The 11195-nt window shown below is 65.5% G+C and carries 11 protein-coding genes; 4 read left to right on the top strand and 7 right to left on the bottom strand.

From position 1 onward, the window contains the following. Positions 1-52 precede the first annotated feature (52 nt). The gene (locus IC40_RS0114450) at positions 53-1561 is read left to right on the top strand and encodes an NCS1 family nucleobase:cation symporter-1 (RefSeq protein WP_030135419.1); all 1509 of its coding nucleotides are present in this window, start codon (positions 53-55) and stop codon (positions 1559-1561) included. A 7-nt stretch (positions 1562-1568) separates the two neighbouring features. Next, the gene (locus IC40_RS0114445; protein ID WP_030135418.1) at positions 1569-2291 is read left to right on the top strand and encodes an aspartate/glutamate racemase family protein; all 723 of its coding nucleotides are present in this window, start codon (positions 1569-1571) and stop codon (positions 2289-2291) included. Between the two features lie 54 nt (positions 2292-2345). Here IC40_RS0114445 and IC40_RS0114440 read toward each other — a convergent pair whose 3' ends face one another. Continuing rightward, on the bottom strand, positions 2346-3161 hold the full coding sequence (locus IC40_RS0114440; protein ID WP_030135417.1) for a bifunctional allantoicase/(S)-ureidoglycine aminohydrolase: 816 nt from the start codon (positions 3159-3161) through the stop codon (positions 2346-2348). 8 nt (positions 3162-3169) lie between these two features. Beyond that, the gene (locus IC40_RS0114435) at positions 3170-4447 is read right to left on the bottom strand and encodes a DUF6986 family protein (RefSeq protein WP_030135416.1); all 1278 of its coding nucleotides are present in this window, start codon (positions 4445-4447) and stop codon (positions 3170-3172) included. 193 nt (positions 4448-4640) lie between these two features. Here IC40_RS0114435 and IC40_RS0114430 point away from each other — a divergent pair, with 193 nt between their 5' ends. Continuing rightward, complete coding sequence (locus tag IC40_RS0114430) at positions 4641-5402, top strand: IclR family transcriptional regulator (protein ID WP_030135415.1); 762 nt, start codon at positions 4641-4643, stop codon at positions 5400-5402. A 12-nt stretch (positions 5403-5414) separates the two neighbouring features. Here IC40_RS0114430 and IC40_RS0114425 read toward each other — a convergent pair whose 3' ends face one another. Beyond that, positions 5415-5648, bottom strand: a complete 234-nt coding sequence (locus tag IC40_RS0114425; RefSeq protein ID WP_030135414.1) for a hypothetical protein — start codon at positions 5646-5648, stop codon at positions 5415-5417. Positions 5649-5824: 176 nt separating this feature from the next. Between IC40_RS0114425 and IC40_RS0114420 the strand changes: the two genes are divergently transcribed. Then, on the top strand, positions 5825-6139 hold the full coding sequence (locus IC40_RS0114420; RefSeq protein WP_030135413.1) for a hypothetical protein: 315 nt from the start codon (positions 5825-5827) through the stop codon (positions 6137-6139). Between the two features lie 30 nt (positions 6140-6169). Here the strand turns inward: IC40_RS0114420 and IC40_RS0114415 are convergent, their stop codons facing one another. The 4 genes from IC40_RS0114415 to IC40_RS0114400 are packed head-to-tail and all read right to left on the bottom strand — an operon-like array spanning position 6170 to position 11093. Next, on the bottom strand, positions 6170-6766 hold the full coding sequence (locus IC40_RS0114415) for a carbonic anhydrase (protein ID WP_157837324.1): 597 nt from the start codon (positions 6764-6766) through the stop codon (positions 6170-6172). A gap of 27 nt (positions 6767-6793) precedes the next feature. Continuing rightward, on the bottom strand, positions 6794-7114 hold the full coding sequence (locus IC40_RS0114410) for a P-II family nitrogen regulator (RefSeq protein WP_030135411.1): 321 nt from the start codon (positions 7112-7114) through the stop codon (positions 6794-6796). Beyond that, the gene (locus tag IC40_RS0114405; RefSeq protein WP_030135410.1) at positions 7111-9672 is read right to left on the bottom strand and encodes a DUF2309 domain-containing protein; all 2562 of its coding nucleotides are present in this window, start codon (positions 9670-9672) and stop codon (positions 7111-7113) included. Before IC40_RS0114405 ends, IC40_RS0114410 begins: the two co-directional genes overlap by 4 nt. Beyond that, the gene (locus tag IC40_RS0114400; RefSeq protein ID WP_051644345.1) at positions 9669-11093 is read right to left on the bottom strand and encodes a proton-conducting transporter transmembrane domain-containing protein; all 1425 of its coding nucleotides are present in this window, start codon (positions 11091-11093) and stop codon (positions 9669-9671) included. Before IC40_RS0114400 ends, IC40_RS0114405 begins: the two co-directional genes overlap by 4 nt. Positions 11094-11195 lie beyond the last annotated feature (102 nt).

Here is an 11195-nt window from a genome sequence, read left to right as displayed (position 1 = left end):
TTCTGGCGGCGGCGCCCCTGGTGTCGGCGCTCCTACCGTGACAGGCGTACCCATGAGCACAGAGTCCACCGGTCTCCTCGGCGACTCCGACCGTAATGACGCGGCAGCACTGGCCGATGTGAGTCCGCACCTCTACAACGCCGACCTCGCGCCGACCAGGCGGGCCGGCCGACGCTGGGGTGCATACAACATCTTCACCTTGTGGGCCAACGACGTTCACAGTCTGGGCAATTACTCGTTCGCCATCGGCCTTTTCGCCCTCGGCCTCGGCGGGTGGCAGATCCTGTTGGCGCTCGGGCTCGGCGGGATGTTCCTTTTCCTGCTCCTCAACCTGTCCGGGTTCATGGGGGAGAAGACCGGCGTCCCGTTCCCGGTGATGAGCCGCATCGCCTTCGGCATCCGGGGCGCGCAGATCCCCGCCCTGATCCGCGGCGCGGTGGCGATCGCCTGGTTCGGCATCCAGACCTACCTTGCCTCGGTCGTGCTGCGCATCATGATCATCGCGCTGGCACCGTCGGCGGCAACCTTGGACTCGAACAGCGTCCTGGGCTTGTCGACGCTGGGCTGGATCGCGTTCGTCTCGCTGTGGGTGATCCAGGTGATCATCGTCAGCTATGGCATGGAGATGATCCGCAAGTACGAGGCGTTCGCCGGTCCGGTCATCCTGTTCACCATGATCGCCTTGGCGATCTGGATGCTGAGCAACGCGGACTGGAGCATTGCGTGGTCGACTCCCGACTCGCTGACCGGCGTCGACATGTGGTTGAAGATCATCGGCGGTGCGAGCCTGTGGGTTGCCATCTACGGCACCTTCGTACTCAACTTCTGCGATTTCACCCGCAATGCGACATCCAAGGGCGCGATCGTGCGCGGCAACTTCTGGGGCATCCCGCTGAACATGCTGGTCTTCGGCGGCATCGTGATCACGCTTGCCGGTGCGCAATTCCGCATCGACGGGCGCATCATCGAGGCGCCGGCCGATATCGTCCAGGAGGTACCCAACACGCTGTTGCTGGTGCTGGCTGCGCTCGCGTTGCTGATCCTGACCATCGCGGTGAACCTGATGGCAAACTTCGTCGCCCCGATCTACGCGCTGAACAACCTTTTCCCCAAGCACCTCAACTTCCGCCGCGCCGCCTTCATCTCGGCGGTCATCGGCCTGGTGATCCTGCCGTGGAACCTGTACAACTCGCCTGCGGTCATCAACTACTTCCTCGGCGGCCTCGGCGCGATCCTCGGCCCGTTGTTCGGCATCATCATGGTCGACTATTGGCTGGTGCGCCGATCGAAGATCAACGTGCTGGCGCTGTTCACCGTCGACGCGGCCGGGGAGTATCACTATGCGAAGGGCGTGAACATGCGTGCCGTTGCCGCCCTTGCCATCACGGCGGTCGCCGCCCTGCTGATGGCCTTCGTCCCGGCATTCAAGGTCGTCTCGGAGTTCTCCTGGTTCATCGGTGCCGGACTGGGCGCGATCGTCTACTGGATGTTCGCGGACCGTCGGGGCCCGTTCAACGATGTATCCGGGGAGCCCATCGCCGTGACCAGCACGCACCACTAGGGGCCGCATGAGAATTCTGGTAGCCAACGTCAACACGACGGCCTCGATGACCGAGGCGATCGCCGAGTCCGCGCGCGGTGTTTCCGCGCCCGGCACCGAGATCATCGGCATCACGCCACGTTTCGGTGCCGACTCGTGTGAGGGGAACTTCGAGAGCTACCTCGCCGCCATCGCGGTCATGGATGCGATCACCTCCTACTCCGAGCCGTTCGACGCGGTGATCCAGGCCGGCTATGGCGAACACGGCCGTGAGGGCCTGCAGGAGCTCCTCGACGTGCCGGTCGTCGACATCACCGAAGCGGCGGCGTCGACGGCGATGTATCTGGGCCACAAGTACTCGGTTGTCACCACACTCGACCGCACTGTGCCGCTGATCGAGGACCGCCTGAAGCTGGCCGGGCTCGACGCACGATGCGCGTCGGTGCGGGCATCGGGTCTCGGTGTGCTCGAACTCGAGTCCGATCCCGAGCGTGCCGTGCAGGCGATCGTCGCGCAGGCGCGCGAGGCCGTGGAGAAGGATCACGCGGAGGTGATCTGTCTCGGCTGCGGCGGCATGGCCGAACTGGAGGCGAAGGTGTCGGCAGCCACCGGTGTGCCGATCGTCGATGGCGTCCGCTCGGCGGTGACCATCGCCGAAGGGCTGGTCCGGATGGGGCTGTCCACCTCGAAGGTGCGCACCTATGCCACTCCGCGGCAGAAGAAGGTCACCGGCTGGCCATTCCAGTTGTAGGCCAAGAACTGTCCGACGACACCGGGCACCCGTCGGGTGCCCGGTGTCGTTTCGTCAGAGCATGATCTGGCGGTTGACGTCCTTGTACAACAGATAGCGGAAATTCGACGGACCTCCGGCGTAGCACGCCTGTGGGCAGAAGGCGCGCAGCGACAGGAAGTCACCCTCCTGGACTTCCACCCAATCTCCGTTGAGGTGGTAGACGGCCTTGCCTTCGAGCATCAGCAGCCCGTGCTCCATCACATGGGTCTCGGCAAATGGAATGCTCGCGCCCGGCTCGAACGTCACGATGTTGACGTGCATGTCGTAGGCCAGATCCTGCGGATCGAGCATGCGGGTCGTACGCCATTTACCATCGGTTCCCGGCATCGCCGAGGGTTCGATATCCCGTTCGTTGCCGAACTTCACCGATGGTGTGTGACCCTCGATCACCTCGTAGCGCTTGCGAATCCACACGAACGTCGCATCGGTATCACCGGCATTGTGCGCCGACCACTCGGTGCCGGCCGGCAGGTAGGCGAAGCCGCCCTCCGACAGTGTCTGCGACTGCCCCGCTGCGTCGACCGACAGTGACCCCGAGGTGACGAACAGGAAGCTCTGGACCTCCGGTTGCGGCTCTGGTCGCTGTGCGCCACCGCCAGGCTTCACTTCGACTATCGCCTGAAAGTACGTCGTTGCGCCACCGGCCACTGGCCGATTGATGATCCACGCGCGGGTGTCCGTCCACTCCGGGAACACCGAGGTCACGATGTCGGAGAGAACCCCGCGCGGGATGACGGTGTACGCCTCGGTGACGATGGCCCGATCGGTCAACAGGTCGGTCTGCGGCGGCAGTCCGCCACGAGGCGTGTAGTAGGACGCTGCGGTCACTGGTGGGGTCACGGGGTGCTCCTGATTGTGCGGCCGAGTGCGATATCACGCACGGTGGCCGTGGAAAGGTCGGTGGCGGTTTCGATCTCGTCGCCGGTGAGCGCGCCGCACACGCTGCCGCGGTGGATCACACTCGCCAGTGCCCGAGCGGTGGCCGGCTCGTCCATCACCGTGGAGTCGAGTCGGTGCACGTAATTGCGCAGGCGCGTCGCTGCGGGGCCGAAGGCGCGGCGGTAGAACGCGTAGGTCGAGAGGTATCGGGTGACGAGTTGGGCGGGGTGCATGTCCCAGCCCTGATAGATCCCCCGTTCGAGATGTCGGCGGACCAGGCGTGCGTGCAGGGTCCACGCCATCGCGATGTTGTCTGGGTCGCCGACGGGCAGGATGTTGGTGGAGCCGTCGGACATGTGGACACCGGTTCCGGCGACGGCGAGTTGCATGACGTTCTTGGCATGGTCGGCAGCCGGATGCTCCATGGACTGATAGGCGGCGGCGATACCCAGGGACGCGGAATAGTCGTACGTGCCGTAGTGCAACGAGCTCACGCGCCCCTGACCGGCGTGGATGAACTGGGCCACCGGCGCGCGACCGTCGGCGCCGAGGATCGCCTGCGGGGTTTCGACCTGTACTTCGAAGCGGATGCGGCCCGCGGGGAGTCCGTTCGTCGCCTCGAGGGCACTCGCCACCGCGACCATCGCCTCGACCTGATCGACCGAGGTGACCTTGGGCAAGGTGAGGGTCAAACCGTCGGGCAGGCCGCCGGATTCGACGAGCCCGCTGACGAACATGTCGAGCGTCCGCAATCCGCGGGCGCGGGTGCCGGCTTCGAGGCACTTGAAGCGGATCCCGACGAACGGCGTCGAGCTGCCTTCATCGATAGCGCTGCGCAGTGCCGCCAGTGCACATTCGACATCGGCATCCTCGGTGGTGTCGTCGAACGTGCCGTAACCGTCTTCGAAGTCGATGCGGAGGTCCTCGATCGGTTCGGTGCGCAGCTTGTGGTCCACCAGCGCGGCCAACGTGTCGGGCGCACAGTCGGTTCCTTCGTCGGCTCCGACCAGTGCCGCCACCGCGTCGAGTCCGCCGGCCGAGCCGGCCGCGGCCAGGGCAGCAGAGCCCCAATCGGTGGGCGTCGTAACCGCGTACCGATTGGCCGGGACATAGACGGTGTGCACCGGCTGCCGGCGCCCGTCGTCACCGGGATAGCAGGCGGCCAGATGCGCGTCGGCGGCCGCCAACCGGTGGTCGACGTCGGCCAGCACCGCATCGTCGAGGCGTCGTGTCACAGGTGTTCCTTCCGGGCCGCCGCTGAAATGCGTGGAAATGCCGATCAGACTGAAATTCCACAATGTGGAGTTTAGCGTGGAACGGCTCAAAGCACGAAGAAGTCCGAGATAAGCCACGGACAGGATTCCGTATTGCGGAATGATTTCATCGGATGTTGGATGAAACGCACATCATCTACCGAAAGTGGGTCGCATGACGGAACGGTCAAGCGGGGTGCAATCGGTGGAACGCGCCTTCGAATTGATGGAGTTGATCGGTCGCGCGGGAGGGGAGTGCTCGCTCACCGAGCTGTCGTCGGAGTCACCATTGCCGCCGCCCACGATTCACCGCCTGCTGCGCACACTGGTCAATCTGGGCTATGTACGGCAGCTGCCCAACCGTCGCTATGCCTTGGGTCCGAGGCTGATTCGACTCGGTGAGGTCGCCAATCGGCAGTTGGGTGCGGTGGCTATGCCGGTACTGCAAGCGCTGGTCGACGAATTGTCGGAAACTGCGAGCCTGGCCGTACTCGATGGCGACATGGTGATCTACACCGGTCAGGTGCTGCCGTCGACGCTGATGCGCAACGGCACCGAGGTGGGCAAGCGCGTCGGCCTGCACACCTCGGGCGTCGGCAAAGCCGTCCTCGGCGAGCTGGAGGACGCTCGCATCCTCAAACTCGTCACCCAGTCCGGGCTTCCGGCGCCGACTGAGAACAGCGCCTCGACCCTTTCGGCGGTATTCGCCAAGGTCGAGCGTGTTCGCGCCGATGGTTACGCAATCGACGACGAGGAATGCGAAGTGGGGATCCGGTCGGTGGCCATGGCGGTTCCCGGCGCACCCACACCCATGGCGATCGGCATCTCGGGCCCGGCGGTACGCATGCACAAAGAAGCGATCACGCGCGCTGTACCTGCTCTGAAGAAGGCGACCGGGGTGATCTCCGAGGCGCTGATCGGGTCGCGCGAGCTCTAGCTCCGCCCAGGACTAGAGCACACCCAGCGGACGGCACACGTTTGACAGGGCGTTCCAGTACTGACCTGGCGCGCAATTCTCGGCCGGCCGCGGCGTCTGGCAGGTGTTGGTGATGGGATCCCAGAACTGCCCGTTGATGCAGTTCAGCGGTTCTGCCGAGGCAGATCCGGCGATGTACAGCGATGCCGCGGCAATCGGCGCTGCGGCGAGGACGGCGATGGTCGAACGGCCGAATATCTTTCGCATGGATTGATCTTGCCCCACGCCACAGGTCTTGAAACCCGGATATCGGCGCCCGACGGAAAGTTCAGGGGGTGTCGTGGGCCGCCGGGTCAGGCTGCGGGCGCGAGCGAGAGGATGGGTTGCATGTCCCAGCCGTGGCCCTGCAAGCAGTCAGTCATCGACGTGCGGAGACGCGGGCGATGAGACGACGCAGTGCGCTGCATCTGTTGTGGACGGTTCCGCTTGCGACGGTGTTGTCAGCCGGTCCGCTTTACTGGGGCACGTTGGCCGTGTGCGGTGTCAGCGGATGTGGCGGTGGCGGTTTCGGTCCGTCATACGGTCCGAATCACCAGTGGGTCATCGCGTTCGTCGTGGTCGGCCTCCTCTACGCGGCAGCAGTCATTGCGGTGCCATGGGGGCGGTTCGGCATACGGCTCCTCACCGGGCTGGCCGTCGGCACAGTGATCGCTGGATACCTGATCGCGCACGCCTGGACCATGAAGTACTCACCGTGAATTACTCGCTCGTCTGACAAGGATCCCGCTTCAGATGCGCTCCAGGACGGCATCGTCGGTCCGCACCGCACCGAGGGTGGCGTGCACCGTGATCCGTTGGGTAGCGGGGGAGACCGTGGCGCAGACGATGCCGGCCTCGTGCCGATCGATCTTGCGGGCGAGAACCGGGGACCTCTGCACCAATGCCGTTGCGGTGTCGATGATGTGTGCCGAGGTCACTGACGCCACACAATCGGCCGCCGCGCCACGCCGCACCACCGACAGTAGTGCGTTCTCCACCGCACTGCGCATCGCACCGTCGGGCAATTGCGCGTTCTTCCACGCCTGCAGCGCGGCCTGCATGGCTGGGCAGTCGTCATGGCCGAGGACCACCACCAGGGGTATGCCGAGTGCGTCGACCGCGTACTCGATGCTGGCGAGCACGCTCGTATCCACCGTGTGGCCCCAGGTACTGATATCGACGAGCGATCCGGCAGATTGCCCGAACAAGGTCTCACTACTGATGCCCGCATCGGCACAACGGAAAACCGCTGCCACCGGTCCGGCTCCGTCCTGCAGCCGGCCGGCCCGTAGCCCCTGCCAGATCGCCGTCGCGCCGTTCGCGTCCATGGTCACGTCACTGCTCATCTCGGTCATTCCTTTCGTGGTGGGTTTTCAGCTGAAGTACTCGGGGCGGCTGACGAAGGTCTCTGTCACGAACAGCACGCCGGGTGAGGCGTCGAGAAGCCTGCGCAGTCCGGCCAGCAGTGCCTCGACCTTGTCATCGGGCACCACGGTGATGATCAGTTCGAGGGCCGCCTGCTGGTTGAAAAGCAGGCGTCCCTGGTGGTAGCCGTGGTGGCCCAGACCGGACACCCCGGACACACTGGTGAAACCGGTGGCGCCGACTCCGGTGATCACGTCGCGGACCGCTGCGGCGTCCTGGCCGGATACGACAACCTCGATCTTCGTCATCCGGGCGAGGGTGGTTGTCATCGAATCATCTCCTTGTCGAAAGTGGTTGCCGCGAGGGCGGTGTCATTCCAGGACCGCCAGCCGTTGCGGGTCCGGCGATGCCAGCTGTGGCGGGCGTCCTCGCGGGCAGCGAGGCACACCCAGTCGTTGTCGAACAACTGCTTCAACGACGGGTTTCGGTTGATGATCGTGTCGATCCGTGACAGCGGTGCCTGGACGACGGCGAGCAACCGCTGCGGTTCGTGGATCAGTCGGTCCGCGAATTGCACCGACTGCCGCGGCAACCCCAGCCGCAGATCACCCACATGCCCGGCCAGCACTCCGGCATCACCCACGACATTGTGGATCGTCTTGCTGCCCGCACCGAAGGTGTCGGGGGCCACCGTCGAGAAGTAGTACTGGCAGTTGATCCACTGTGCCACCACCAGGGGTGCAGTCATGATGTTCTCCAAAGCGGTCCCGTCGGCGTCGACTTCGGCCTCATAGGAATGCAGGAATACCCGGCGCTGCAGGTCGATTCCGGTAGTGATGGTCCGCGGGCCGATGATGAAGGCCGCGTTGCCTGCCAGACCCCATTCCGGATACACCTGGGCCCAGTCCAACGACCGCTTGACGACGTGCCGGGCAGCCCTGGCCGGTGAACGCCGCCGGGGTGCGCCCGGCAGACCGGCACACCGCTCAGCGGCAAAGGCCTCTCCGGCGTTCGCGAGATGTGTTTTGAGCCGGTCGATGTCGGATCGGTGCCCGGCCGGTATCAGATGCTCGTCGAGTATCGTGACGCGGTCGGTGGTGGTGTCGTGCACCGCAGCGATGACGAGAGTGTCGTCGGGGACGGTGATCCCCGACTTGCGCAACTCGGCACGAACGTCGGGATCGTTGAGGATCAGCGCGGCCGTGCGCGCGTTAGGGCCGCCGCCCTGCCCGCCGCACGCCCCGCAATCCAGCGACGCCTGATAGGGGTTGTTCTCGGTGGTGCTGTGATGACCACAGAGCACCAGCAGTCGAGCGAAGTCACCGGTCAGTCCGATCGACTGGAAGAGGGCCTGCGCGAACAGGACCCGTTCGGACAGTGGCATATCGTCGACCGCCACCATGGTCGGCGGTGTCGGCGCAACCCACTCACGCAACCGCCTGCGGATTGTGCCGCTGGCGGCCGGGGTAGCGGTTTTGGCCGCGGCAAGGGGGGCGGCCAGAAAGCCGGCGGCTTCGGCGAGGGTGAAGGACCCTGTGTGCGAGTACTTTGCGGTGTGGAAAGACGATTCGGCCGCTGCCAGGCTGGTGGCACCGGTGATATGCCGCCGCGCATCGCCTGCCGACTTCTCGGATACCTGGTGACTGGGGGAGATCAGCACCGGGCAGAGATCCATCGGGTCACCGCCGAGCAGACTCGTGAAACGGATCGCGACGGCGAAGAAGCCGGCGAAGCCGAAGGTCTGATAGCCGCCCTGGCTTTCCAGATGTCTGCGCAGCCCTTCCGAACGGGTGTCGATGCACGCGACCACCTGGGCGTGCACCGGCACGGGAGTGCCGGTCTTGGGATCATCATCATCGGCATCGATGTCGGCCAGCGTGCGCAGGAGCTGATCCTGGTAGTGGCCTTCGAAGGCCTGCTGCCACAGCATCTCTCGAGCGCCGACCGGGACCGTGGCCAGAATCCTTGCCACGGTCGACTGTTCGCCCTCGTCGACCGCCCCGGCGTGCCAGATCGCCAGCAGATGCTGCGCGCGTTCGCGCGCAGTGGGTGCCGGAGAGCGAGGTGCCTCGGCCACCGCAGTTTGCGGCAGCTGCTGCACCCACGCGGCCTCCAGGTGCAACCGGACGGCCAGATACTGCAGCAGGTCGATGCCCGATGCTCGGTCGGCTCCCCACTGGATGTGGGCCGCCCATCCCGGCAATCGGGTGAGATGTGCCTGCAGATAGATGACGCGATCCTCATCGTGGATACGCAGAACCTCCAGGGCGTTCAGGACGGCGTCGTCTGCCCGTTCCGGTGCCGCGCGTAGCTTCCGGCGCACCGCGCGGGGCAGAGTCCAGTCGTGGCGTGCCGATTTCCGCCAGGCGGTATAGAACCCGTCCGCATGGTCTGGCATGGACCAACTGCCGCCACCGAGGAAGGCCGCGCACCAGGTGGCAATGTGTGCGTCGATATCAGCAGCCAGCTCATCGGAGGTCTGCTCGGCACGGGTTGTGAAGCGCCGCTGCGGTTCCGGTGCGACGTGGCCGTGCAGCAGATCCGCCCGCAGGATGTCGATGGCTGTGAGGTTGCGTTCGGCCAGGCGGATGTCCGGTTCATCCGCCAGATTGGGGTGCCGCCTGAGCAGTACCGCGTCGAGGTCGGCGTCGCTGATCCGGCCCTGCCGATACAGCGCTCGAAAGACGTCTTCCGGCAGGTTTCCGCGCGTCCCGTACACGTCGCTCGCGCGCCGGATGGCCTGTTCGAAGGGCATGTTCTGCAGACCGGCCAGCGGATTGACCGCGATGAAGGTGCCCAGGGGATGATGGGTGGGCAGTGCCCGCGCAGCGATCCTGATGTCACTGCGGAGCTGGGCCCGCCGCGTGGCGATATCGGTCGTTGTCATCGATGTGCTCCTGTCGGATGAAGGGTTCCGGCGCTGATCGCGTGGGCGTAAAGGGCCCGTTGTATGCCGCGGGCGGGGCGCCAGGTCCGCACCGATGCCAGTGTTCCGAGCAGCGCCAGTCCGGCGACGATCACCACCCAGACCGTCATCGGTGGCGCGGTCGATTCCGGTAGCGCGGGCCCCAGATATCTGCTGACCATGCTGATCATCGCCACGTAGGCGACAGCTGCGGGGAACAGCACCGCTGTCACGCCGAGCACACCGAGCGCGGTGGGTTGCCTGTGCAGCCAACCCCACGTGGCGGCGGCGCCGGCCAGCCAGGCGAAGACCAACAGCGCGAGTTCGGCGGCATGACCTTCCTGCCAGGGCGGTACCAGCGCGACCCCGGTGGTCAACGCGCTCAGCGGGAGCAGCGCAGCGGCCGCGGCGACACCCCACGTGGCGTGGCCGGAGATCTGCGCCGGGCTTGCGAGCAGATGGTGTCGCCGATGCCGTGCGATTGCCGTGCCGGAGGACAAAAACAATGTGGCCTTGTAGAACCCGTGCCCGATCAGGTGGATCACCGCGGCTGCCCAGAGACCCAGACCGCAGGTGAGCATCATGAAACCCATCTGCGCCATGGTCGAATAGGTCAGCGCCCCTTTGATATCCGGCCGCGCGAGCATCATCAGGACGCCGTACGCCATGGACGCGATGCCGGCGGCGATGATGATCCCGGCGGCCAACGGCGTCGACAGGCCGGCGAGCTTGACCAGTAGGACTCCGCCGCCGTTGACCACTCCGGCGTGCAGAAGAGCCGACACCGGAGTGGGTGCTGCGAGAGTCGCGGGCAGCCAGCGGTGGAAGGGTATCTGGGCAGTGCGGGAGAGTGCGGCGATGGCGATCAATACCGCGGCAGCGGGTGCGAAACGGTCGGCGTCGAGATGATGCAGTCCGACAGCGCCCCATAGCGCGCTGTCGCCGAGGGCGAATGCCAATGCGGTGCGGCGAACACCGTCGCGTGCGGCGGGCAGCTCGCGATAAGTGGCCAACAGCAGGCACAGTGCCAGCCCGACTGCGGTCCATCCGATCGCCAACGCCACCATCGTGGTGGCCGTCGCCATGACCACCGACGCTGCTGTGAGAAGCGTTGCGCCGCAGGTGAACCAGTATGACCGATCATCACCTGCCAAGTAGCGTACGCCGTAACCCTGCGCGATGGCGCTCACACCGAAGACCAGTACCAACAGTGCTGCCGCGAGGTGATCGGGCGCCACCGCCACTCCCACGATGGCCCCGAGTGCACCGATGACTGCAATCGATGTACCCAACCGTGCGACGAGTGCCGGTGCGCGTCGGCCGACGGTTGCCGCCAGCGCGGCCACCGCCAGCAGCGCGATGAGCAGTGCGAGTAACGGTGGTTTCGAGGCGAGCTCCAACATGCGAAGGAAATTACGTGTATTCCATCTCGCGTGTCAAGGTTCGTAAAAAGCGGAGATTGCGCCCGCTCGGTCGCAAGTCGCCACCAGCAGGGGATATGACCG

Origin of the sequence: Mycolicibacterium neoaurum ATCC 25795, assembly GCF_000691525.1 — a bacterium.
Lineage (GTDB): Bacteria > Actinomycetota > Actinomycetes > Mycobacteriales > Mycobacteriaceae > Mycobacterium > Mycobacterium neoaurum.
Note: the sequence above shows the minus strand (reverse complement) of the source record. Positions and strands in the feature narration are given on the sequence as shown.